Annotated in this window: 19 protein-coding genes; 6 read left to right on the top strand and 13 right to left on the bottom strand. The window is 32.4% G+C overall.

Annotation, left to right across the window (positions count from 1 at the left end; all coding sequences use genetic code 11):
* On the bottom strand, positions 1–3,255 hold a 3,255-nt coding region (locus KW502_RS10645; RefSeq protein WP_219040542.1), incomplete at its 3' end, for an FIDD domain-containing protein.
* 145 nt (positions 3,256–3,400) lie between these two features.
* Positions 3,401–4,528, bottom strand: coding sequence for a DegT/DnrJ/EryC1/StrS family aminotransferase (locus KW502_RS10650; RefSeq protein ID WP_219040543.1), 1,128 nt, complete (start codon positions 4,526–4,528; stop codon positions 3,401–3,403).
* Positions 4,529–4,623: 95 nt separating this feature from the next.
* Between KW502_RS10650 and KW502_RS10655 the strand changes: the two genes are divergently transcribed.
* From KW502_RS10655 to KW502_RS10665, 3 genes are all read left to right on the top strand, one after another.
* Positions 4,624–5,874, top strand: a complete 1,251-nt coding sequence (locus KW502_RS10655; RefSeq protein ID WP_219040544.1) for a 3-deoxy-D-manno-octulosonic acid transferase — start codon at positions 4,624–4,626, stop codon at positions 5,872–5,874.
* An 89-nt stretch (positions 5,875–5,963) separates the two neighbouring features.
* A complete protein-coding gene (locus tag KW502_RS10660; protein ID WP_219040545.1) occupies positions 5,964–6,173 on the top strand; it encodes a hypothetical protein in 210 nt (69 codons plus the stop codon).
* Between the two features lie 37 nt (positions 6,174–6,210).
* Positions 6,211–6,489 (top strand): hypothetical protein, encoded by a 279-nt coding sequence (locus tag KW502_RS10665; protein WP_219040546.1) that lies wholly within the window; start codon positions 6,211–6,213, stop codon positions 6,487–6,489.
* Between the two features lie 72 nt (positions 6,490–6,561).
* Here KW502_RS10665 and KW502_RS10670 read toward each other — a convergent pair whose 3' ends face one another.
* From KW502_RS10670 to KW502_RS10700, 7 genes are all read right to left on the bottom strand, one after another.
* Positions 6,562–7,326, bottom strand: a complete 765-nt coding sequence (locus KW502_RS10670; protein WP_219040547.1) for a glycoside hydrolase family 16 protein — start codon at positions 7,324–7,326, stop codon at positions 6,562–6,564.
* A 3-nt stretch (positions 7,327–7,329) separates the two neighbouring features.
* On the bottom strand, positions 7,330–9,618 hold the full coding sequence (bglX, locus tag KW502_RS10675) for a beta-glucosidase BglX (protein ID WP_219040548.1): 2,289 nt from the start codon (positions 9,616–9,618) through the stop codon (positions 7,330–7,332).
* 85 nt (positions 9,619–9,703) lie between these two features.
* Complete coding sequence (locus KW502_RS10680) at positions 9,704–11,347, bottom strand: glycoside hydrolase family 16 protein (RefSeq protein ID WP_219040549.1); 1,644 nt, start codon at positions 11,345–11,347, stop codon at positions 9,704–9,706.
* 16 nt (positions 11,348–11,363) lie between these two features.
* Positions 11,364–12,986: a PKD domain-containing protein gene (locus KW502_RS10685; RefSeq protein WP_219040550.1), complete on the bottom strand. Its 1,623-nt coding sequence runs from the start codon at positions 12,984–12,986 to the stop codon at positions 11,364–11,366.
* A 13-nt stretch (positions 12,987–12,999) separates the two neighbouring features.
* On the bottom strand, positions 13,000–14,490 hold the full coding sequence (locus tag KW502_RS10690; protein ID WP_219040551.1) for a RagB/SusD family nutrient uptake outer membrane protein: 1,491 nt from the start codon (positions 14,488–14,490) through the stop codon (positions 13,000–13,002).
* Positions 14,491–14,501: 11 nt separating this feature from the next.
* Positions 14,502–17,561, bottom strand: a complete 3,060-nt coding sequence (locus KW502_RS10695) for a SusC/RagA family TonB-linked outer membrane protein (protein ID WP_219040552.1) — start codon at positions 17,559–17,561, stop codon at positions 14,502–14,504.
* 216 nt (positions 17,562–17,777) lie between these two features.
* A complete protein-coding gene (locus tag KW502_RS10700) occupies positions 17,778–20,570 on the bottom strand; it encodes a triple tyrosine motif-containing protein (protein ID WP_219040553.1) in 2,793 nt (930 codons plus the stop codon).
* Positions 20,571–20,632: 62 nt separating this feature from the next.
* Here KW502_RS10700 and KW502_RS10705 point away from each other — a divergent pair, with 62 nt between their 5' ends.
* Positions 20,633–20,926: a hypothetical protein gene (locus KW502_RS10705; protein ID WP_219040554.1), complete on the top strand. Its 294-nt coding sequence runs from the start codon at positions 20,633–20,635 to the stop codon at positions 20,924–20,926.
* Positions 20,927–20,969: 43 nt separating this feature from the next.
* Here the strand turns inward: KW502_RS10705 and KW502_RS10710 are convergent, their stop codons facing one another.
* Positions 20,970–21,884 carry an AEC family transporter gene (locus KW502_RS10710; protein ID WP_219040555.1) on the bottom strand — a complete coding sequence of 305 codons (915 nt, stop codon included), beginning with the start codon at positions 21,882–21,884 and terminating at the stop codon, positions 20,970–20,972.
* 247 nt (positions 21,885–22,131) lie between these two features.
* Between KW502_RS10710 and KW502_RS10715 the strand changes: the two genes are divergently transcribed.
* The gene (locus KW502_RS10715; protein WP_219040556.1) at positions 22,132–23,142 is read left to right on the top strand and encodes a LacI family DNA-binding transcriptional regulator; all 1,011 of its coding nucleotides are present in this window, start codon (positions 22,132–22,134) and stop codon (positions 23,140–23,142) included.
* Positions 23,143–23,187: 45 nt separating this feature from the next.
* The gene (locus tag KW502_RS10720) at positions 23,188–24,012 is read left to right on the top strand and encodes a glycerophosphodiester phosphodiesterase family protein (RefSeq protein WP_219040557.1); all 825 of its coding nucleotides are present in this window, start codon (positions 23,188–23,190) and stop codon (positions 24,010–24,012) included.
* Positions 24,013–24,098: 86 nt separating this feature from the next.
* Here KW502_RS10720 and KW502_RS10725 read toward each other — a convergent pair whose 3' ends face one another.
* The 3 genes from KW502_RS10725 to KW502_RS10735 all read right to left on the bottom strand — a co-directional run bounded on the left by KW502_RS10725 (position 24,099) and on the right by KW502_RS10735 (position 26,684).
* Positions 24,099–25,172 carry a transporter substrate-binding domain-containing protein gene (locus tag KW502_RS10725; protein ID WP_219040558.1) on the bottom strand — a complete coding sequence of 358 codons (1,074 nt, stop codon included), beginning with the start codon at positions 25,170–25,172 and terminating at the stop codon, positions 24,099–24,101.
* 477 nt (positions 25,173–25,649) lie between these two features.
* Positions 25,650–26,195 carry a hypothetical protein gene (locus tag KW502_RS10730; RefSeq protein ID WP_219040559.1) on the bottom strand — a complete coding sequence of 182 codons (546 nt, stop codon included), beginning with the start codon at positions 26,193–26,195 and terminating at the stop codon, positions 25,650–25,652.
* Positions 26,196–26,201: 6 nt separating this feature from the next.
* A complete protein-coding gene (locus KW502_RS10735) occupies positions 26,202–26,684 on the bottom strand; it encodes a hypothetical protein (RefSeq protein WP_219040560.1) in 483 nt (160 codons plus the stop codon).
* Positions 26,685–26,714 lie beyond the last annotated feature (30 nt).

Below are 26,714 nucleotides of genomic sequence, written 5' to 3' on the forward strand. Positions count from 1 at the left end.
ATTACTCGTGTTCTCATAAGCGCTATAGTCATTGATAACAATACCATTATCTAAATCTGATTGACTAGCATAATAATCTACCGTATAAGCTAATGAACTCTGCCCTGATAATGCTTCTACATCACTGCTTAGTAAATTGAAAATTCCGTATAATGATTCTTCTTCTTGACAAGAATATTTATCTACTATTTGTCCTATTACCACTTCAGTTATGCTGATGTTAAATTGGTTCACCACAAAACAATTAATAGGAGTATTTGATGTAGAGCTAATTCTAACGTAAATATCTTGGTTTAAATTAGCTGGAACGTAGTTAGTTGAATTTATGATATTATTTGAGTTACCTAAAAGTGCATCACTTTCATTTTCATAATAAGTTGCAATAAAATCTCCTTGATTTGCATTAGAAAAAATCACCTCTGTATTTTCTTCTAAATTAATGGTTTGATCTCCCAACCCATTGTCACATGCAAACAAATTTAGTGGTAAATTAAAGTTAGCCCCATTGTAAAAACCTTCGACTTCAAAAGAACTAAATGCATAACAACTAGCATTAAATTGATTTTCAACTTTCACAAAAATCTCTTGTGGATTTACTGAATTCGTGAAATTTTCAGGATCAACTATTGGCAATTCATTAGAGAGATCTTCACTGCTCGCATAATACTTAACTATAAAGTCACTAGGCTCTTGATCACCTATAGCGTTAATTGTATTTTCTGTAAGGTTAAAGTTAGTTGTTCCAGATTCATTATCACTACACTCATATAAAACATCTAAATCACCCACATAAGTTGTAAACAAAAAAATATTAAAACTTGATACGGTGAAACATTCTGGATGTATCGTATTTTCTATTCTTATAAAAATTTCTTGCGGACTACTTAAAGAAGTGTAATCTGAAGGATTTAAAATTGGATTATCACCAAGATTTGCTTCGGACTGATTTTCGTAATAAGAAACGTTGAAGGTTCCTGAATCCTGATTCCCAAAAGCTAATGAAGTGTTCTGAGTCAAATCAAAACTTACATCACTTCCTTCTACCTCACATTCTTCTATTTCTAACAAATTTTGAACTTCTGGTGTTACATAAGTTTGAACTTCAAAATTTACAATTTCACTACAATTTTCTAGACTTATTAAGACAAATAACTCTTCTTGAGAATTAGTCGTTTCATAATTAACAGGGTCTGTAATTTCTTGTGTATTATTTTCTGCATCTTCTTGAGATGGATAATAACTAACATTGTACTCATTTTCAATTTCTGCTTCAACTTGTGTTAAATCAATTTGAGCAATTCCATTAATATCAGTACAAGCTTCTAAACTACTAATAGTAGGAACAGCTATGGTATTAGTTAAGAAAATATCTTGATAATATTCATTATTGTTATCATCTGATTCATCTACCTGATTATTTTCATCGACAATCACTTGAAGTACAAAATCAGAAGGATTGTTATCTGCAGGTAAATTATTTAAAACAGGGATAGTTATGGTTTGAGTCTCTGAGCCATCTACAGGAATAACAGCAATGGTATTGGTAGATAACAAGAACTCGCCATTTGCATAAAATGACACAAAAGTGTTAGCTGGCAGATCTTTGGTACTGTTCATATTGAAAACTGTAAACTGAATATCTAATTCATTATTGCCACAAATCTCATCTCCAATAACATCATCTACCTCAACAGTTGCATCTGGTAACTCACTCCTTATATTCATCACTAACGAGTTGATAAAAATAGCATCTTGCTCAGATAGCAAAGCAACATTTGCAGATTGATCTCCTACATTTATATAACTGGAAATATCATACACATCCATATCCATATTATAAAAATTAGTTTCTCCTGTAAAACTATTAGTACTATTAAAAGCATTATCTGCTGGATTTAGCGCATTGCTTAAAATTTGACCATTTAAAGTTAATGATTCTTCCATACCAGGAAAAGGCTGTGCATCTCCTTCCCAAGCAAGAAAAGCCAATTTTGCTGCTTCGGTATCTATAACATCAAAGCCCGTTAATGTAATTTCCATTAGGTTATCATTTGTATTCACAAACCTAAAACCGTCATAAACACTTACATTGTTATTATTAAAATCTGGATCTTCATAAATAATAACAATAGACCAGCCACCAAAACTCAGTCCTGAAGAACAATAATCTGAAGAATCTATAATATCAATACCAGAGACTGTATAAGTACCATTTCCCGCATTTTGTAAAATTGAAGTGACATCTGCAAATTCTCCAAAAAAATATTTATCACCCGAATTGTTAATAATTCCATTAAAACTACGCTCGGAGTTAATTGTTTGATTATTTAAAATAACCTCAGCATCTCCAAAACCAGAACCTGCCCAATACATATAAGCTGCTTCAATGGTCTGATCTACTTCTAAATTTAAAGTTGCAGAAGTCGAATTTGTATTAGGGCAAGTTGCCGAAGGATTATTTTCTTCATCATTCATGGTATTCCCTATCATCGTAAAATCATACTTACCATTAAATTGATGATACAAACTAAAATCATTCACATCTGCAACATCAACATTAACAGAAGTAATATATTCACAACCATTTTGAGTAGCGGTTAGAGTAGCCGTATAGCTTCCAGGAAAATCGTAAGCTTCAGTTATATCACTTCCTGTTACAGTTATATTATTTCCTAAATTCCATTCGTAAGTAATCAATCCATTTGAAGGATCTAAACTTGAATCTGAGCTAAAAGTAAGTTGTTGATTTGAATAGACTTGATAAGTCCCGTTAGAAAATTCTGAGGGAGTTATATCTTGTATCATTATAATTTCTTGAGGACAAGAACTAAGACAAGAAATTTCTGCCTCCCAACCTGGCAAAGGTGAAAAATCGCCATCCAAAACAAATTCAAAAGTTAAACAGCCTGAAGTATTACTTCCACTAGCAACAACAGTACCTGGACTTACTGAACTTGTATATTCTCCAATAAGCGGTGCATTTATGTTGCTACCATCATATATTCTTAAATAATCTGTAGAAGCGATCACAAAACTTGTAAACTCCATTTGAATACGCTCATCTCCATCAGCACATACCGTAATTAACTGGTTATTACCGTTATTATCAGAGTAAGTACCAGATTCACCTCCATTATCATAAAAAAAACCACTGCAGGTTTCTATATATGCCGTATTTCCTATTGAAATATCTTGAGCAAAAACTAGTGAAGAAAAAAAGAAAAAAAGAAAGACTAAACTGTATTTTTTTTTCATAAACTTAGAATGAATTGATTATGCTATACACTTAAAACAAATTAAACATAAAACATCCTAACTTATATTACTAAAAAAACAATATTTTAACAAAAAAACCCAGACTAAAAAAGGCAATCTGGGTTCTAAATAAAAATCTTATTTTTTAAACCACCTTATTTATTATACAGGTAATATATTCAATTTGCTCGTTATCGAGCTCAGTATGCATCGGTAAAGAAATTACTTCTTTAACCAATTGATTGGTTATTGGGAAATTACGCTCTTCATAACGATCATCTCGATAAGCGTTCTGTAAATGCAACGGAATTGGATAATAAATACCAAAAGGAATGTTATTCTCTTGAAATACTTTTGCTAAATCATCACGCTTTCCATTGGTAATTCTAATGGTGAATTGGTGAAATACGTGACTATCTTGAGCTCCTGAAATTTCTGGTGTTACCACATTTTTATTTTCTTTTAAACCTTCTACATAAAGTTTAGCCGAATTTCTTCTTGACGTATTGTAAGCATCTAAAAATGGAAGTTTCGCTCGTAACACAGCCGCTTGAAAACTATCTAACCTAGAATTTACTCCGACTACATCGTGATGGTATCGCTCATACATTCCGTGATTCACAATACCTCTAATAGTATGTGCTAACTCATCATTATTCGTAAAAATTGCTCCTCCATCACCATAAGCACCTAAATTTTTAGATGGGAAAAAAGACGTTGCTCCCACATCTCCTAAAGTTCCTGCTTTTTTAGAAGTGCCATTTTCTGAATAATAACTTGCGCCTATAGCTTGAGCATTATCTTCAATTACATAAAGGTTATGTTCTTTAGCAATTTTTAAAATCTCATCCATATTTGCTGGTTGCCCATACAAATGTACGGGTACAATTGCTTTTGTTTTTGGTGTAATTGCAGCTTTAATCGCTTCTACATTAATATTAAAAGTATCTTCATCTACATCTACCAAAACTGGTGTAAGATTCAATAAAGCAATCACCTCTACGGTTGCGGCAAATGTAAAATCTGCTGTAATCACCTCATCGCCGGGTTTTAATCCCAGTCCCATCATAGCTATTTGCAAAGCATCGGTCCCGTTTCCGCAAGGTATCACGTGCTTTACGCCTAAATATTCTTCTAAATCTTTTTGAAATTGATGAACTTCAGGACCATTTATAAATGAGGTATTCTCAATGATATTTTCAATTGAAGTATTTACTTGCTCTTTTATGTGTTGGTATTGCCCCTTAAGGTCTACCATCTGAATTTTCTTCATTATAATCTTTTTCTAACTACAAAAATAAGAAATTAAGTAGCCATAAGCACCTAATTTTTAAGTAAAGCTTTATTTTAGCAAGAAATTTTACACGCTTGAAGTTTATCTACAATTTTCTTATTGTTTTCACTGAAAGAATAGCACTTCCCTTATTGGGGCTATTCAATACTAAACTGAATAAATTTTCATCAGGAAGAAAAAATCTATTTTCAGAATTAGAAAAAACAAATTTAAAAAGTGAAAAAGTAATTTGGTTTCACGCAGCTTCTTTAGGAGAATATGAACAAGGACTCCCTATCATGGAAGAAGTAAAAAAATGTTATCCTAATTATCAAATTGTTATTACATTTTTCTCACCGTCAGGATATGAGGTGAAAAAGAATAACTCTTTAACCAAATATGTTTATTATTTACCATTAGATACTGCTAAAAATGCTAAGCGATTTATTTATTTAGTTCAACCTCAATTAGCTATTTTTATAAAATATGAAATTTGGCCCAACTTTTTAAAAGAATTAAATATTCACAAAATTTCAACACTTTTAATTTCGGGACTTTTTCGTGAAAACCAAATTTACTTTAAAGCATACGGAAGTTTTCTAAAAAAAACGCTTTTTAATTTTGAACATATTTTTGTCCAAAATCAAAGTTCGCTTAATTTGCTACAACAACATGGTATTAAAAATTGTAGCAAAAGTGGAGATACTAGGTTTGACAGAGTGCATTTGCAATTAAAAAAAGAAAATGATTTAGACTTTATAGAAAAGTTTAAAGACAATAAAACCTGCGTGGTTTTTGGTAGCACTTGGCCTGAAGGAGAAGATTTTATAGCAAACTATATCAATCAATCTTCTACAACGACCAAATATATAATTGCGCCTCATCAAATTAAACCTGAAAAAATTAAAACGCTCCAAGAGAAAATAAAGAAGCGTACAATTATCTTTTCTGAATTAAATAAAACTCAACATTTAGATACTTACGAAGTTTTCATTATCGATACTGTTGGTTTGCTTTCTAAAATCTATAGCTACGCCTCTATTGCGTATGTTGGAGGTGCATTAGGGCATACTGGCTTACACAACATCTTAGAACCTGCGGTGTTTGGAGCACCTATTTTAATTGGTAATAATTATCAAAAATTTCCAGAAGCTAAAATTTTAATAGAACTTGGAGGGTTAACTGCTATCCAAAACTATAAGCAATTTAAAACGCAACTTGACCTGCTTATTCTGCAACCTGAAATAAGAATTGAAAAGGGAAAAATCTGTAGTAATTACATTCAGGAAAACAGAGGAGCTACAGATAGAGTTATGAATTACCTGCAAGAAAACCACTTATTTTAAATAGAATTTTAATAAAATTTTATCATTGATATTTATTCATCAAATGTTAAAATATATACTTTAGCATTTACTAATCAATATCAAATATAATGAGACATACACTTTTAATACTAAGCTTTATTGGCTTTTCGCTTGCATTTACTTCTTGTAGAGAAGAAACAAAAACTAAAGAAGTAGTAAAAGAAGTTGAGACTAAAAAAGAAGACAAAGGTATTTTAGAACGTGCCGGAGAAAAAGTTGACCAAAAAGTATCTAAAGAGGTTAACGAAGAAATAGACAAAATAGACAAAATAGACTAAATAGACTAAACCAAATTACAAATTAAAACAAACAATCATGAAAAAATCAATTTTATTACTAGCGATGTTATTTACAATTAGTACTACTTTTACTTCTTGTAGAGACACAAAAAACACAGAAGAAGAAGTAGAGCAAGAAGCTAACGAATTAGAGAATGATATCGACGACGATGCAAACTCTGCAATGGATGATGTTGAAGATGCTGCGGAAGACACAGGAGACGCAATTGAGCACGCTGCAGAAGAAACAGGAGATGCTGTAGAACATGGAGCTCAAGAAGTAGAAGACGAAGTTGAAGGAAACGACGATATGTAATTTTCTTATTTCTCGATAAACAAAAAAGCCTCTTTTTCATAAAGAGGCTTTTTTGTTTAACTCATTTTTAAATTATTGATATACATGTATATAATCAATATAAAATCGCTGCGGAAATATAGAGTCATCTACCTTTGGACCACCAAAATTTCCGCCTACCGCCATATTCAATAAAAAATAAAACGGATGGTGGTAGGGATAGGTTTTATCATTCTTGTCTTTTGGAGAAAAGTAGTAAACCTCTAAATCATCGAGGTAAAATATGATAGCATCTTTACTCCACTCTATTTTGTAAGTATGAAAATCTGCAGTTATATTTTTGACGCTCGTCTGTTTAGAATTAATGGTTTCACCAAAACTTGCTGGGGTATGTAAAGAAGTATAAATAGTGTCGGGCTGTTTGCCTACAAACTCTAAAATATCTATCTCTCCAGAAGCCGGCCAACCTACTTCATTTATATTTGCTCCTAACATCCAAAATGCGGGCCACAAACCTTGTCCTCCAGGAACTTTAGCTCTAATCTCTACAGTTCCGTATTTAAATTCAAACTTATCTTTAGAGTTTATTTTACCACTATAGTAGTTTTTACCTACTTTATCGGCAGTAATGATAAGCATTCCATCTTTCACCTTTACATAATCTTTATGATATATTTGACGCTCGTTATTTCCCCATCCACAAAGGTTTGGGCAACCGTTACCTAGCTCGTAATTCCAATTCTCTATGTTTAAATTATCGCCGGCAAAATTTTCTTCCCAAATGAGTTTTACATTTTGAGCAGAAGCTGAAAAAATAACTCCGTAAACTGTTATAAGATTGATGATTAATTGTTTCATTTTCTATTTATATTGAAATTCTACTTGTTGGAGTTCTGTTGAATTTGGACCAATAAATAAATAAAATTTACCGGGATCTGTGCCCCATTTTTTATCCCTTCCAAAGTAACTCAGCAATTCTTTATCAATCGTAAATTCTACTTTTTTAGACGCGCCCGGTTCTAGGTATATTTTCTCAAAACCCTTTAATTCTTTAATAGGTCTCGTAATGCTAGCAAATAAATCCCTGATGTAAAGCTGAACCACTTCTGCTCCAGCCATTTTTCCGGTATTTTTAATTTCTATGGAAGCCTTAATTTCTTCGGATCCAGAAAAAGAATCACTAGAAAGCTGAATTTTTCCATATTCAAAATTGGTATAACTTAATCCAAAACCAAAAGGAAATAAAGCATCCCGACCAGCATCGGTATAATGTGAATAGGTTACTTCTGAATTTGCATTGGGTCTTCCCGTACTTTTCTGATTGTAATATAAAGGCTCTTGTCCTACATTTCTAGGGAAAGAAACTGGAAGTTTTCCTGAGGGGTTGTATTTTCCGAATAAAACCTCTCCCACCGCATTACCATGTTGTGAGCCTAAAAACCAAGTTTCTACAATAGCTGGAATATTTTGATCGCTCCAAGTTAAATCCATGGGTCTCCCATTCATTAAAACCATTATCATATTTTTATTTACTTTCTGGATTTCTTTCATCAGTTCGTTTTGAACTCCTAAAAATCCAATATTGGTTTGGCTTCTTCCTTCACCAGATTGAAATGCATCTTCCCCAACTACTAAAATTACCAAATCTGAATTTTCAGCTAAATTTATAGCTTCTTCAAAACCAGACTTGTCATTTTTATTAATGGTTAATGGAGAAAGAAAATTGCGTTCTCCAGTACTTAACTTTGCTCCTTCTGCATAATTTATTTTTATTGACGTTGGAGCGTGCTTTTTAATTCCTTCTAATACAGAAACTGCTGAATTTTGAATAGCTTGTGCCCTCCAGTTTCCTAAAGGCGAATCTTTATCGTTTGCTAAAGGTCCAATAACTGCAATAGACTTCACCTTATTTTGAATAGGAAGAATATTATTTTCATTCTTTAACAACACGATAGATTTTTTTGCTGCTTCTAGGGCTAATTGCTGATTTTTATCAGAATAAACTTCACTCTTTTCAAAAGATTCATCACAATACTTATAAGGATCATCAAAAAGTCCTAAGTGAAATTTAATTCGTAAAATCCTTTTTACTGAATCGTGTATTAAATCTTCAGAAATTTCACCTTCTTCAACTAGAGAAATCAAAGAACTTTCATAAGCTCCACCTTCCATATCCATATCACTACCGCCTTTTATAGCTAATAAAGTAGCTTCTTTTTTATTTCTTGCTACTCCGTGCGAAATCATTTCTGAAATAGAGCCCCAATCGGAAACGATAAAACCATCCCAGTTCCAGTCTTCTTTTAATAATTCTCTTTGTAAATAACTGCTAGAGGTTGCAGGAACGCCGTCTATCTCATTAAAAGAGTTCATAAAGGTGGCGACACCAGCATTAGCTGCTGCTTTAAACGGTGGTAAAATAGTATTTTGTAGTTCGTAAACACCTATATTTACGGTATTGTAATCCCTACCAGCCTCTGCAAAACCATAGCCTGCAAAATGTTTGGCACAGGCAGCAATTGTATTTTCACTGGCTAAATCTGAACCTTGGAAACCTTTAATTTGCGCTACTGCAATTTCGGCATTTAAAAACGGATCTTCTCCGGCACCTTCCATTATTCTACCCCAACGCGCATCTCGAGAAACATCCATCATTGGCGCAAATGTCCAATGTATACCAGAAGCTGCAGTTTCACGAGCAGCTGCTGCGGCAGTTTTTTCAGCTAAAATCATATCCCAACTAGCAGTCTCACCTAACGGAACCGGAAACATGGTTTTATACCCATGAATAACATCATAACCAAAAATCAAAGGAATTTTTAATCTAGAATTTTCTATGATTAAACGCTGTGCTTCCCTTGTATTTTTTACGGAAACGACATTTAGCATAGAGCCTACCAGTCCTTTTTTTAAGCGTTCTAGTTTTTTCTCGTTCGTAGTTCCTGTAGCCGGACCGGTAACATCCCAACTTCCATTGTACTGAACCATCTGACCAACTTTTTCTTCAAGTGTCATTAAAGCCAGTACAGAATCTACTTTTTGTTCGATATTTTTTTCTTGTTGTGGTGACTTATTAGATTGACTTGAAACTTTACAAGCGTTCAAAGACAAAGCAATCCCCACAACAAGAAGTATGATATTTTTTTTCATTACTTGATGTATAAAATTGAAAAAGGCAGGCTTATTAAAATTCCTACCTTTTTCTGCTATTTAAAATATGAAAACAAAATTATGATTATTTATATACGCGAACGTAATCAATTTCCATCGTGTCTTGTGTATAAGCAGGATCGATAGTTCCACCTAAAGTTCCCCCCATTGCTACGTTAAGGATCAAGAAAAATTCGTGATCTACAAATGGGGTTCCTGCCATATCTGTAAACTCATGGTAAACCTCATCATCGACTAAAAAAACAATGTGATCTTCGGTCCACTCCATCGTATATTTATGAAACTCTGTAGCTACATTTTCTACGGTAGTCCCCTGAGAAACTCCATTGCCGCCAGAATTTCCAGGAAAATGTAGCGTTCCTAGAACTTCACCTAAGTTATTACCCACGTGCTCCATAATATCGATTTCTCCGGTAGCTGGCCAGTCTACCTCATCAAAATTTTCTCCTAACATCCAAATGGCAGGCCAAGTTCCTGCTGCAGAGGGTAGTTTAGCTCTCACCTCTACTCGTCCATATTGAAATTGAAATTTATCTTGTGTGGTAATTCTGGAAGAAGAGTAATTGAACCCATTTATTGATTCTGCAATAGCATTAATTTTTAACGTACCATCACTTACTTCTGTATTTTGATTGGTATAATATTGAGCTTCACCATTACCCCAACCATTATCTCCATTACCAATTTCATAATTCCAAAAATCGGTATCTAATGAACTATTATTAAATTCTTGAGACCAAAAAGCCTCTTCAGGCGAATCACCTGGGAACTCAGTTTCAAAATTGTTTCCAGAACCACCTCCAGTAGGATCTGTAGTAAATTTTAAGTACCAAGCCAGTTCTGAATTTGATGCTGGAATAGCCCTTACGTGCATATATTCTTCAGAAATTTCTAAAATTTCATAAATATTTGTACCAATATAGTAACTCATAAATCCACCGTCTGAAATAATTATCTGAGTTCCCGTAGTTTCATCTTCAGATAAATTTGAACCGGCCGATGACAAGTTTACAGTTTTAGTACCAGAGGTATCAAAGCCTAAACATTGATCTTCACTACCGCCACCACCACCTACGCTTAAGAAATCTACATTAAAGAAAGTTGCTCCCATATTATCTTGTACAAAACTTATTGTTCCGCCATTTTCTGAAAATTTAATTTCATCGTCATAGAAACAACCTTCACTTTCTTTTTCAAATGGTGCTGCAGCATAATAATCTGGCGTAGCTGTTATAGATGGTCCAACACCTATATGTGCTGGTAAAGCAGCAGCAATATACCAAGTTTTACTAGTTTCTCCTGTTAAAAAATTCTCTGTCTCAGGATCTTCAAAAGCACTAAAAACGGTTACCTTTGTTGATGTACTCGTACTAGCTCCTCCAGTACCTCTCGCAACTACTGTTACCACATATTCATGAACTCCAGTCTTTTTAAAACCATATTCTATATCGCCAGAAGGTACTAGCTCAGAGGTGTTATCTCCATAAAAATATTCGTAAGAAATTGCTCCTTCTGCATTTGCAGTGAAACTCACTAAACCACTACCATCACCGTTTGGAAACTCTTCTGAAGTATTCAAGACTGTTGCATCTAATGTAAGATTAGTTGGTGCTGCAACCTCACCAAATTCTTGGTCATCTTCTTGACAGCTATAAAAAGCTGCAAGCGAAAACAACATTAAAAAACTTAGTTTATATATATTTTTCATCTCTATTGAGTTTAAATTAATTATGAAAATATATGTTATCTACATATATCGTATGAGCACCAGTTGGATTACCAGAATAAATTAACTGACCTATATGTTGGTTTGTAGTTAACCCAGAAAAATCTGTTAAAGGTATATCTAACTGAATCCATTCACCTTGATTAAAGTTGTCTATAGCAACCTCGTGTTCAACATCATCTCCCCCACCAAATGCTCCATCGGCACCAAAATCCACAAGTTTTACACGTATTTGAGTTGAGTTTGCAGTCCATACATCTGTATGAAAATGAGTCATTGAACTTACATCTAAATAAGGTGCAGGAGTTTCTATACCTACATAGTTTAGAACTGAATATTTTTTAGTTGGATTACCTGCTATATCTACTTCTTCATACGTAGCATCTGACCAACTTGTTGCCCAAGTTGAAACAGGCACATCTGAGTAAGCATCAGAAAACATAGAAATCACATTTGTTTCTGGTATTTGTGGTGTTGGAGCAGCTGATGTTGGAGCATTTAAAACTCCTGCTGTTTGTTCTATATTATCTACATAAAAAGAACCTGCTGTAGTACCAGCCCCATCTATAAACATTGTCATTACTGAATATTGACCAATAGGAACGAAACTTTCTCCGTTATCTGTTGCGCCGTCAACATAGCTCTTAATAGCATCTTCAGCATAATTAAAGGTCAGTTCTTCCCAACCAGAACCTGAATGACTTACGGTTACCTCATTTTCTCTCTCTCCGTTTACACCAGCCTCAAATTTCAAAAGAACATCTACCGGAGTATTCGACCAAAAATCCATAACTACATTTTTCTCTTCTCCACCAAAATCAATAGGAATCCCTAAATTAAAAGAACCACCTTCCCAATTGTTCCCTGCATTTGTAATTTCTCCAACTAGATTTTGATCTGGGTTACTTCCACTCAAATCAGGATTTTGAACTACTGCATAAGTTACTCCATTAAAAGTTACAAATTCATAATTGATATCTGTGTTATCAAAAGTGATAGGAAATGCAAGAGGGTTTACTATTTGTACTTGCTGGGTGTAAGTTGTTGTTTCTACGCCTCCGCTTAATGCTACTACCGTTACATCGTAAGTACCAATAGTAGCATATTCGTGAGTGATTGTTTCGCCAATCATCATTGGTGTTGGCTCTTCATTAACAACATCACCAAAATAAACTTCAAATGAAGCTGCATAATCTGCTTCTGCTGAAACGTTAATCGCATATGGGTTTGATGGATTGTTAGTGATTGTAACTTCTAAGTTTTCAGGAGCAGAAAATGACACTACTAATGTTTTTGTCGTTGAAGCAGCATCTCCTGCCAAATTCATTGCTGTAACAGTGACTTCGTAAGTCCCTTCTTCATAAGTATGCATCATACTGCTACCAGTAGCAAATGCTTCTGAAAATTCACTACCATCACCATAATCAACCATAAATGTATTTGCTCCTTCTGCACTTGGGTAGATAGTTACTTCTCCAGAATTATCTTGTTCGATTTGAAAATCGACCGAAATATTTGTGGGAGTTGAAGAAATCACTTTTTCTAAACCTTCATCTTCAGAACAGCTTGTTATTATTATAAACAGTAAACTGAACAAAAAATAATTAACAATATTTTTCATAATTCTAATTTTTTTAATATCCTGGATTTTGTTCCCAATTTCCGTTGGAAAATTGCAATTCTTCTAATGGGATTGGGAAAACTTCATTTTTCCCGGTAGTGAAGCCTTGTATATTTTCTGCGGCTCTTCCTGTCCTTACTAAATCGAAAAATCGATGACCTTCTCCCATCATTTCAGATCTTCTATCTGCATAGATATCTTCTAACAAAGAGTTTCCACTAGAATCTACATTATCTAGGCTGGCACGGTTTCTAACCATATTTAGGTAATTTCTTGCTTGACCTTCATTTATATTACCTCTAACCATTGCTTCTGCAGCCATTAACAATACGTCTGCATAACGAATAGCTCTATAATTATTTGGTTGTGTAAGGTTGGTATCTCCTTTATTATCGTTTTGACGAGGCAAATATTTTCTATTATAATAACCTGTATGACCAGTTATGGGATCTTGGCTTCCTATATTGTAAGATGCACCTGTAGATGAAGCCCAAGATTCTATATCTAAAACAGTTACACCTTGCCTGAGATCACCACTTTCAAAAGAATTATAAGCTTCTTCTGTTGGTAGATTAAATCCATATCCTGATTCAAAAACAGGACCGTTATAACCTCTAATTCCACTAAAACCAACCATTACGTTACCTTCACTACATTGTAAACAATCAAAACCAGCACCTTCTGCTCCTGTATATTGAATTTCAAAAACGGCTTCTGCTGAATTTTGACCAATAGAATCAAACAGTGTTTCGTAAACCTCATCCCCTTCAGTACCATACAAATGATATTTTCCTGAATTAATTACACTATTAAGTTGATTAGCAGACTCTTCAAATCTTTCTTGGTATAAATAAACTTTACCCAATAATGCTTGTGCAGAACCTCTGGTTGCTCTACCTATTTCTGGAGCATCTACTGCGATATTTTCGATAGCATATAGTAAATCGTCTTCAATGAAAGCATACACTTCTTCTTTTGGTGATCTTTGTATAGAAGTCACTTCACCTAAAACAAATTGACCTTCGGGTTTAATTGGTATTGGCCCGAACCATTTCAATAATTCAAAATTAAAATAAGCACGCAAAAACCTTGCTTCTGCAATGATTTGCATTTTACCATCAAACTCAATATTATCCTGGTTTTCTATAATAAAAGCAGCTCTTTGTACACCTGCAAAATTCCAATCCCATATATCATCAAGATTATCATTAATTGGGGTATGTTGCATACGGTCAACTTGTTGCCAACCAATTACATCGTTAGCGCTTTCACCTCCTGCATTTGCATTATCTGATGCTATCTCTCCCAAAATTACATTCACATATGTTGACTGTAACACATCGTAAGCACCGATTAATGCCTTAGAGTAATCGTCTGGTGACGCAAAATAGGTATCTGAATTAATTGCATACGGTGGATTAACATCTGTAAAATCGTCTGAACAACTTATAACTCCTACTATCGTAAGTGCTAAAACTGTAAAATATTTATATATTTTCTTCATTATCTTTTTTTTTAAAATTGAAGGTTAACTCCTAATGAATATGTTCGAGGTAAAGGATAGAACCCGTAGTCGATACCTTGGCCGATTGGATCTCCGGTAGAAGCCGTCGGATCGTAACCCATATATTCTGTAAACGTATAAACGTTATCTACCTTACCATAAACTCTAAACTTATTTATAAAAGCTTTCTCTGTTAAGCTTTTAGGAATGGTATAACCTAATGTAATTGCTTGAATTCTTAAAAAAGAAGCATCTTCCACAAAAAAATCTGAAAATGCATTATTAGAAGTCGAGGCAATCGTTGCTCTTGGAACTGTATTACTAGTTCCAGGTCCGGTCCAACGATCTAGTCTATAACTCAATCTATTTACATTTGGTTGATTTCTCTCATAATTTCTTACCATTTCTTGGCCAAAACTTGCAAATGAGAAAGCAGATAAATCAAAATTCTTATAGTTAATTTTAAAGTTGAGTCCCATAGTTACTTCAGGAATAGGATCTCCTAAATTTGTTCTATCATTTTCATCGATAACTCCATCTTCATTTAAATCTACATAGCGAATATCTCCAGGCTGTGCATCTGCTCCTAATACTAATTGAGAAGGATGTGCATTAACTTCATCCTGAGTTTGGAAAACTCCGTTAGTTTGGTAACCGTAAAAATACCCCATTGGGAAACCAACTTCCATTCTCGATGGAGCGGGCTGTCCTACGCCGAAATTTCCACCTTCAATATATCCAGTACCATTATCTACTTTTGTAACTTCGTTATCTAAGAAACTAATGTTATATCCTGCTGAGATAGAAAAATCATCTGAAAATTTTTGCTTATAATTTAATGCGAATTCCCAACCTTTATTTACCACTTCTCCAGCATTAATCGTAGGACTTCCAGCTCCTGGAGCCCCTGTGCCATATATTCCTGAAACTGGAATATCAGGTATTAATAAGTTATCTCTTCTATTATGAAAATAATCTCCAACAAAAGAGAATTTATTGTCTAAGAAATCTATATCTAACCCGACATCTAATTTTTTAGCTTCTTCCCACTGCAAATCTGGATTAGCAAGAGCGCCTAAAGCATTCCCGTTAACTAAAGCCTGATCAGGTCCTAAAACATAAGTAGCCTCTCCATTTAATAAAGATAGATAAAGAAAATCATCAATTTGATCGTTACCCAAGACTCCATAACTACCTCTTAATTTTATTAAATTAAAGAAATCTGATTTAAAATATTCTTCTTCAGTAATCACATAACCCGCAGTGACCGAAGGGAAGTAAGCTACTTTATTGTTAGGAGCAAATTTAGTAGAAGAATCACGTCTCATCATTGCCGAAAGTAAGTACTTATCTTTATAAGAGTATTGTAACCTTCCAAAATAAGAAAGTCTACGTAATAAATAAGAATAAGAACTATTAGTTTGATCTTCTCCAACTCCATAAGCAGAACTTAAGTCTGCAAATTGCCAGCTATTCGCATTTACATCATTTCTACTTCCATATAAACCTTCACCTTTAGTTTGATATACTGTAGTTCCTAATAAAAAAGTAATGCTATGATTTTCACCAAAAGTATTTTCATAGGTATTGAATAAATCAAACGTATAATCATAATCGTTAATCTTACCTAAAGTAACTGAACTTATAGGAGTAGTGTAAATTTTACCGGCTCCATAATTAAATTCAGGAGTAAAATCACGATGCCTAGTATTTGTACTATTAAAACCTACACGACCTTGCAAGTTTAAGTTTTTAGCATAATCTATGCTTGCTTGCACCGTACCGCTTAAACGATCTGTTAAACTACTATTGTAAGTATTTCTAATTTGTGTTAATGGGTTTACTACCTCGTTACCCAAATCAATAGTTCCGTCTAAGTTATCCTGAGATGTATCTATAATTGGTGCTATATTATTTGCATTAAATAATACTGAACCCAATGCGAAAGAGTTAATATCTTTTGCATCTGCACTACTATAAAATAATTTTGTTGAAAGATTTATTTTTTCTGAAACATCTACATCTAAAGCAAGATTAGCGGTATTACGTTCAAAATTCGCTTTATCTGGTGCAACAATTCCCTCTTGGTAAAAATTAGAAGCACTCAAGCTATAACTAACTTTCTCTTCACCTCCTCTGACAGAAAAATTATGACTTCTAATTATCGCCTGATCAAACACCTCATCTTGCCAATCTGTTTCTATACCCAAATTATTAATGTTAGAAAATGGCGTATCTTGTCCAGCACTTGCATAAGCCTCATTTAAATACAACGTATATTCTTTAGCATTTAGCAAAGAAAGTTTACGAGTGGTTTCTTGTATACCTGTATAACCTTCATAGCTTACTTGAACTTTTTGGTTTTTTCTTCCCTTTTTAGTGGTTATTAAAATCACCCCGTTTGCACCAATTGTACCATAAATTGCAGCTTGTGCATCTTTTAGCACTGTAAAGCTTTCTATATCTGAAGGACTTATGGTATTTAACCCTCCCTCGTATTGAAAACCATCTAAAATAATTAACGGTTTGCTTTCGCCGTTAGTAGAAACTCCTCTTATACGAATATTTGCAGTAGAACCTGGCGCACCGCCATTCATCGCTACATTTACTCCAGAAGTGGTTCCTTGTAATGCTTGAGCCACATTAGTTGGCTCTAAATCGTCAATGGTCGTTTCACTAATAGTAGAAACAGAACCAGTTACTTGTTTTTTAACTTGTTGACCATAACCGACCAACACTATTTCTTCTAAAGCTTCAGAATCTGGTTTTAAAGAAACATTAATAGTTGATTGATTAGTAAAAGAAATTTCTTGTGTTTCAAATCCTATATAAGAGAACACTAGAATATCTCCTTTATTAATTTTCTCCAAAGTAAAATTACCGTCAAAGTCTGTAACTACACCCTTATTGGTGTTTTTAATTAACACATTTACTCCGGGCATTGGCATTTTTGTTTTTGCCTCTTTCACATTTCCTGAAACAGAAAACGTTTGAGCGACAATAACAAAAGGAGATAAAAACATTAAAAATAATAGTAAAATTTTATTCATTTGTTGATGATTTGATTTCATACTAATTTATAATTTTAATAAACGCATCAAATAAAAATAACCTCAACAAAAAACATACATCATAAAAATTTCTAGTTTTTTTTAATGATTAATTAATTAAAACCCTTTAAAATAAGGAATTCTGAAATTCAAATTTTAAAAATAAAACATCTAAATTTCAATAAGTTAAAATAATGTTGTGGCAATGTTGTGGTAAAAACACTATATGTTGAGGATCTAAAACGTCAAAATATACTCTACTAAACCTTGTTCGTGCGGTAATTCAATTTTTTTACGCAAACGATATCGTTTTATCTCAACGCTTCTTACTGAGATATTAAGCATAGGTGCAATTTCTTTAGAACTCAAATTTAATCTCAGGTATGCGCATAGTTTTAAATCGTTAGATGTTAAGTTTGGATGTTTCGATTTAACCGATTGCAAAAAGTCTTTATCTGCATTATCGAAAGCCTCTTTAAATAATTTCCAGTTATCCTTCTCTGCAATTTTAGAATTGATAATAGTAATCACTTCTTCAATATCAACATCAGAACTTATCTTCATCAATTTCTGCTTCAGGTCTAATAAAAATTCATTTTTTCGAATAATATTCATCGTAGAAACTGCCAATTCTCTATTCTTAGAGATTACTTCTGCTTCTAACTTCTGATTTTTAAGAGTTATAATTTCTTGTTGAGCAGTGATTTCTTGTAATTTTAGTTGCTTTTTGTTTTCCGCAATAATTTTTTCTTGCTCTTTTTTATAATAGTTATTATAAAGTCGATTTGTAGTATAAACGATTAATAAAAATGAAACGAAATAAAATATTAAAAGTAAATTAGATAAATACCAAGGTTTTTTGATACTGAATTGAAAATTTTCTATCTCAGTTTCTTGTCCATTTAAATTCCCCTTAACACGAAAGACATAATCTCCATAAGGTAGATTTCTAAACCTTGCTTCTCCTTCATTACTCCAAGCGGTCCAGTGCTCATCATACCCCTCTAATTGATAACTATATTCTACATCTGTTAATAAGTGATAATGAGGGATAGCAAATGAAAAATTGATAGAATTACTTTTATAAGGAATTTCTATCAACTTTTCTGAAAGTGACATACTGGTGTACTCTTCACCTTTAGTTGCCGCTTTAAAACTTGTAATTATAATACTTGATATTTTTTGTTTCTCAAAAGGAATCTCAAAGGTTAGATAACCCGAATTTGCTCCTAATAGGAACCGGTTTTCACCAATAGAAGCGATATTCTCAAAGCCTACACCAATTTCTCTAGAATTATTAGGTATAGGAATTGCATTGAGTACGTAATCATTTTGAAGTGCATTTTTTGAAATTTGATAAATATTTTTTTTACCAAAACTCCATAATTTATTATTATCAATAACTTTTGATACTCCTGTCGATCGCTGATGATTATTAAAAAGCTGATTAAGCTTTAATGCCTCTTCAAATGAATTTTCTTGATCGTCGTATTTGTAGATTAATTTTGCCGTAGCAATATAAATTTTATCATAAAAACGAAAAATACTAGATCCTGTATCTTCTTGAGCTGGTAGTTGATAATTATCTAAAACTTCTATTTGATGACTTCGAACATCAACCTTAAGCCTATAAACCCCTTTATGATCGTGACCTACCCATATTTCGTTCAATAAACTATCGACTACAATATTTCTAGAAGATAAATCGTAACCTGCAAATCTGTGAAAAGATTGTATACGGTCACCTTCGATTTTCGCATAACTCATCCCATTATAATGACCTTGTAAAATTCCATTTTTATAGGGTTTTACTTGCCAAGTTCCAGACTTATTATAGATATTTTTTGCGAAAAAGTCTTGAATTAAGAAAGTGCCCTTATCATGACCTACCAAAAGCCTACCGCTAACTTTTTGTATACTCCAAACCTGCCCACTTGTCTTAGGAATTAATCTAAAATTTGCTTTTGAATTTATTTTCTTCGCGTAAAGTCCTTGATTGGTGCCTAAGTAGAGCACATCATCATTATTTTGATAGCTACAATAAACAGTACCAATATCACCATAAGTGTCGTTAAAAATTTTTACTGAATTGTTTAAATTAATAAGACTTATACCATTATCTAAACCACTCCATAAATTCCCATTAATATCATAATACAAGGATAATATAGTATTATTTAAGATACTTGGTTGCTTGAAGTTCGTTACAGATTTATTCTCTAGGTCATAAATTCTTAATCCATTACCTATAGTTCCCAAAACTAAATATTGGTTATTAACAAGTTTTGCCAAAAATATAGAAGCATCGGAAAATAGGTTAAAATTATCAAGTTTAAAGTCAACTAACTTTTTTCCTTTTACTTTAAATAACTTATTATTTCTAGTGATAAGATAAAGACTATTTTTGTAATTGTATAGACCTACTAAAATTTGATTATTTAGTTCAGAATTAGGTATATAATTAGATGTCTTTCCATTATAAATTACGTAGAGGCCTTCGTTTTCTACTTGATAATAGATTTTATTTCCCTCTTTAAAAAGATTAACAACCGTATTAGTTGTTGGAATTATTACTACTTTGTTAGTTTTAATATTATAGCTATACAACCTGTTCAAACTCTGAAAAATAACATAATCTTTAACGGCTTCGATATGCCAAATTTGTTCGCCGTCTATAAAAGGTTTATCTAACAAGAAACTAAGGCTTTTATAGGTTAGCTCACCATTATCTTCTTCCTCCCAAAAACCAAAGTCCATATAACTTCCTGTAAAAATGAAATCAGCTACAACAGCCACTGATCTTATAAATGAACCATTAGGGGTTTTATTCAATATCCACCGTTCTCCATCATAACTTAAGAGCCCTGCACTATTAGCTATATATATTTTTTTCTCCTTGTCCTGAGCAATCATCCAATTCTGGTTTCCAGCTTGATAAGATTTAGTTGAAAAATTTAAAATTGGTGGGAGCTCCTGTGAAAAAACAGAATATGTTAATAAAAAAATAAAAATGATACAAAAATATCTCATAGTTTTAATACTTGACCTTAAATATATTAATTTTACAGCTTAAATTTTTTAAACCACTAATTATGAAAAAATTATTCATTGCATTTTCAGCGCTATCAATCTTATTAGCTACTACTTCTTGTAGAGAAACCACTCAAGAAAAAACTGAAGATGCTGCAGAAGCTATAGGAGAAGATGTTGAACATGCAGCAAAAGAAACTGGGGATGCTATTGAAAGCGGAGTTAAAAAAACTGGTGACGCAATTGAAAGAGGTGCAGATAAAATAGAAAAAGCTGCAGAAAATGCAGAAAGAGAAACCAAAGAAGAAATTCATGAAGAAGTGCACGAAGATGATCATGACACTAAAAACTATTAATCAATAATTTAATAAAGCCGAACTCTGTCAGATTTCGGCTTTATTATTTAAATAATATTGCAGCTATTGGCACTAAGACTAAAGCCATAAGCATAGAAAGTAGCACCAATAACGCAGATTGTTTCTCGTTAGATTTTAAAAACGAAGCAAAAACCGTAAGGTTTGCAGCAATAGGGAATAGCGTCAATAAGATTAACACCTTTGTTTCTTCTATACTTAATCCATTCACAAAAAAATACTCAACACCTAGTAGAACAGTCATTATTACAATAGAAGCAACTACACGAAAACTAAGAAGTTTTAAATAATAACTCCACTTTAAAACTTTAAAATCTACTTGTTCTATATTTATCCCTATAATAAGCATTCCGGCTACAGAGACAATGGTTCCAAAAACATCTACCACAGGTTCTACTTCAGAAGGGGTATGAAAACCAAAAATCTTTAATATTACCGCTAATATGAAAACATAAATAAAAGGAACCTTAAATATTTCTTTAATAGCATGTTTCCTACTAAAACGAGTGCGGGCTACTTGAAAATAACCAATAATATTCCCGTATAATGCAGAACCTATGTAAATACAAATTAGTGTGGTAATCGCTTCTTTTCCAAAAAGTGCATGTACTACTGGTATTCCAAAAAAAGCTACATTATAAAATGAAAATCCGCTTTTTAATAAGCTTCTACTCTCTCCTTTTCCAAAGGTTTTATGCACAATTATAGCAGGTAAAATCATCGCAACAGATAAACTAAAAGAGATGATTGGTAAAATTGTTAGGTTTTCTAGCGTCGCTTCTAATACATGATTAATAACCAATACTGGCATAAAAAAATACAGTAAAGGTTTAGATACTATATTTTTAGGGAAAAAATTAGTTCTAGCCAACAAATAGCCTAAAGGAATACATAACAAATAAGGAATTAAGGTTTTGTATAATTCAATAAATACGTTCATTAATTTTTATTTTATCAATATTAAATCATTCAGCCTTCTTGTATCTAATGCTAAAACTACATTATTTGAAGCTATAGAATCTTGTAATTTAAATTTAAAACTTCACACATTTTTACTGTCTTAAATACAAGTAATTTCATCTTAAAAATTTACTTTTAAGATAAGTTAATTCTAAAACCCTTATTAAAATTGTATTTTTAGTACTTTTGAAGAATTATTATCTAGAGGGCTAATTCATTTTTTTATTATGAAGAAAAAAATAACAATTAAAGAAATTGCAAAAATATTAATGGTTTCTGTTTCTACAGTTTCTAAAGCAATGAATGACAGTCCCGAAATTAGCGAAAAAACAAAAAAGAAAGTAAAAGATTTAGCTAAGTTTTATGGTTACACGCCTAATCATATAGCTGTTAGTTTAAAAAATCAATCTACATTTAATATTGGTGTAATTATACCTGATATTCAAAATCCCTTTTTAGCTGAAGTTTTAAAAAATATTGAAATTACAGCCAAAAAGAAAGGCTATAGAATTATTACATTTTTTACTGATGAAAAATTAAAAGAAGAAAGAGAGAGTTTAAACATTCTCTCAAATGGAATGGTAGAAGGAATTATTGTATGCCCCTCTGAAGAAACCTTTGTCGAGAGAGAATTTAAACATTTTAATAATATTGCAGAAACCACTCCAATTGTCACTTTTGATAGAATACACAAAGAATTAGATTTTAATTCTGTATCTGTAGATGATGACCAAAGTATTTTAAAGGCATGTGCTCATTTTAAAGAAAACAATTTAAAAAATATATTATTCGTTTCTTCAATAGGCTGGCTTTCTGTAGGAAAAACCAGAAGAAGAACTTTTAAGAGTTATATGGAGACTGAAAAGGCTATAGAAGGAGAAACCATAGAAGAGCATAATTTAGATGAACTAAGAGCTAAAATTGAAGCCAGAATTACAGATAACTCTTTACCTAAAATAGAGGCCATCTTAGGAGCCGATATAGAATCTACCTTAATTGCTAGCGCGAGTATTTCTAGAAATAAAATTAAATTTATTGATGAAGTTTCATTAATAGGTTATGTAAATAAAAACCATAATGAACTTCAATACCCAAGGGTTTCTTACATTAATCAATTTCCAGAAAAAGTAGGAGAAAAAGCGGTAGACTTATTAATTAATAACTTAAAAGAAGACCACAAAAAAGCAACCTTAGAAATTATTAAAACAGAAATTGTCACCAAAGACACTTCAAAATAATTTTATTCTGAAAAAAGCTTTTCAAGCTATTTAGTAGGTTATCGTATGGAAGTACAAGGACATCGTGGAGATCGCGGCAATTTTCCAGAAAATAGTATCCCGGCATTTATCAGCGCGGTAAAAAAAGGCGTCGAGGTCTTAGAAATGGATGTTGTTATCTCTAAAGATAATAAAGTGGTAGTTTCACACGAGCCTTATATGTCTTCGCTCTATATGCTTCAACCGAATGGAAAATCCATTAAAAAAGAAGAAGAAAAAGACTTTAACCTTTACCTCATGAATTACGATGAAATTCGTGAATTTGACGGAGGTTCTAAAAGTAATAAAAAATTTCTTCAACAGCAAAAAATAAAAACACACAAACCCTTACTTTCTGAAGTTATCGATACTGTAGAAAACTACATTAAAATCAATCAACTTCCAGCAATTAAGTATAATATTGAATTAAAATCTGAAGTAGAAGAATATAACATTTCACAACCTTTACCCGAACAATTTGTTGCTTTAGTCATAAATGTCCTCCAAAATAAACAGCTTGAAAACCGAGTAAGTTTACAATCGTTTGATGTTAATATTTTAGAAAAAATAAACCAAATATTTCCACAATTTGTTTTAGCCTACTTAGTAGAAGAAGGGAATTTTAAAGACAACACAACCCTATTAAGTTTCAAACCAGATATTTACAGTCCGTTTCACCAATTACTTTCAACTCAAACTATAGTGAATAATATACAACAAGAGGGAATAAAAGTAATCCCGTGGACGGTAAACACCCCAGAAGCGATAAAAAAACTTATCGAATTTGGCGTAGATGGAATTATCAGTGATTATCCCGAGCTTGTTCTAAAATTAAGAGAAGAGCATCTTTAGCTGAAAAATTATTACTTATAAAAACAATTTTATAAGTAATTTCTTTTTGGTTGAAAGCTTTGAGACTAGTATTTAGAAATTCACTTTTAATTGTAATTTTCCATTAACCTGCTCCACTGCATAGATTTCATAGTACTAATTAAAACTGGGTTTATTTCTTTAACCAATTTTGAATCCTTCGGAAAACTATAACTAAAATAATCTTTTTTCAAAGTTTTCTTCAGCACCTGAATTTCATCTGAAACTTGTTGACGTTCTACTTCATAATTAAGAATAGGCTCATCGTAAATAAATAAATCTTCAGGATTATCTAATAAATATTCAATACCGCTAGCTCCATTTACTACTTCCTCATGCTTAATTCTATATAAATTTAAAAACTCTTGAGAACTAGAACTTCCTACGGTTACAACATCAAAACGATCTAAATCTGCCACCGAATTAATTTCATTATTCATATTCTCTACGGTTAATGCAGAAGCGATACTTGCCGTTAAACTAGAAATAATAATAATTGCCATAAACATCCAAACCAAGGCTATTATTCGACCGCCGGTAGTTTGTGGAGATTTATCTCCGTAACCAACCGTAGTCATGGTAACCGCACTCCACCAGAAGCCTTCTTTAAGACCTTTAAAACCTTTACCACCAAACTCGCCTTCATTTTTTTTGCGTTCAAACAACCACACCAAAAAGCCAAAAATAAAGATGATACCAATAAGCACAAGAATTGCAGAGATAAACTCCCAACTCCATAATTTTTGAATTACGGCAAAAGCATTAGATTTCTTCTTTTGAGCAATAGCGGTATGTGAAATAAAATAAGGCTGCGAAAAATCCATTTTCTGCATTCGCTGATCGGTAACCGTAATTGGGTTTATACTAAAATCTACTTCGCCTTTTTCTACAGCCTGAAGCAATTCAGCTAAAGAATTATAGGTTCTGTATTCGTAATTCCAACCCAACTTTTTATTCGCCATTTCCCAAGATTCAATACTCAACCCAGAAAAACCGTTAGAAGATTGCTCTACAAAAGGCGGCGTTTCTCTAATACCAATGGTATATTTTTTTGGCTGATTGTTTTGAACAGAATCTTGCGCTAAACCAGTTAAGCAAACTAGCAATGAAAATATAAATGTGAAGAATATTTTTTGACTCATTTTTTAAATGTTAATTCATTAAAATTACAAAACTGTCTATGAGGTCCTGATAATTAATAGAGCTATCGAAACTAAGAAATTTTGAAGTGAAATTTTAAAAATATTGTAAAACAAAAAACCCTCTAAAATCGTAAGATTAAAGAGGGTTAAAGTACTCGGGACGGGACTTGAACCCGTACGAACTAATGTTCATTGGATTTTAAGTTCTGCACCTATACTTTTTTAACCCCTAACCTATTGATTATCAGTTTAACTAATTTTATTAAAATTGTAATTCTTAAAAATTTCTATGTCCGTTTCTATTTCCAAGGTAAAAACTAATAATTAATTAGTATTTTTAGCCTATCTCACCACATTTAAAGTATTGTCAGGCTTGACAAGTCAAGAAAAATTACAGGCTTATCTCATCTACTTAGAAAATAAACATTTATACACTAAACAGGAACAAATCCAATTAGAAAAAGCTTTTAAAGACGATTAACCACCTAAAATTGAAACGGCTAAGTTTAAACCTTCATTTTTGTATGCTTCGAGCTTAACTAGATAATTTTCTCCCTGCCAGGTTCTACCTGTCCAGAAATAATCTTTCTGTTTTAATTCAATTTTTTCTCCTTTTGATAAAAACTTTTTATTTGAAGAGTCGTCACCTAAAAGTTTTAGCAAATTTTTAATCACAATCTCGATGTATGGAATATCTTCTTTAGTTAACTTTTTTACCATTACATAATGAATTTCATTCTCTTCAAAAAAAACTCTAGCAGTGATTCTATTGAAAAGACCTACTTCTTTTTTTCTTAATTGTTTATGGTAAGTAGAATACAATTCCTCAGATTTTGTTAGCTTCCAATCTGCATCATTAAAATTTTGTAAATCAGTAATAAAAATGTCATTAAATTTTTTCGGATTTGAAACTAATAGTCGTTTTCTCCTAATTTTTTTTATATAATTAAAAATCATCATTAAGCCTATAATTGGCGTTGCTACGACAACAACTATAAAAATAAAAAGCAACAATCCTTTCATATTAAATTATTTATGTTCTTGCAGGTATTTAGAAAGCGCTTTGGTGGCTTTGCTAATTTCTTCTGCGTTTATGTTTTCTATAAAATCGATAATCTTTTCTTGGCGGTGCAATGTTTGGAAAACCCCTTCACTTAGCACCTCAAAATTTTTAGTAAAACCAACACTAATTTGGTTTAGGTCTCTCTTTAAACTGCTTAACGTAACTTCTTCTCCATAAGCTACACCCGGTTCCTCTAAACTTTCGGCTTTACCGCTTTTTTTCATTGATCCCTCGCCTGTTAATAGCCAATCAATTCCAAATTGCGGATATTTTTTATTAATTATTTCAGCCAAATTCTTACTTATCGCAGATTTTCCTCTAAGAATTTTATAAATCCTTTCGGGTCTTTCAAAGCCTAAAGAGTCTGAAAATTGCTTAGGATTTTCAAAATCCAAATCCTTGATAACAGTTTCAAGTACTTTTATTGATTTTTTAATCCTTGCATCCATTGCACTAAAAAAGTTGTATATTCGTTTAAA

Source organism: Mesonia aestuariivivens (assembly GCF_019311235.1).
In the GTDB taxonomy this organism is placed as follows: domain Bacteria; phylum Bacteroidota; class Bacteroidia; order Flavobacteriales; family Flavobacteriaceae; genus Mesonia; species Mesonia aestuariivivens.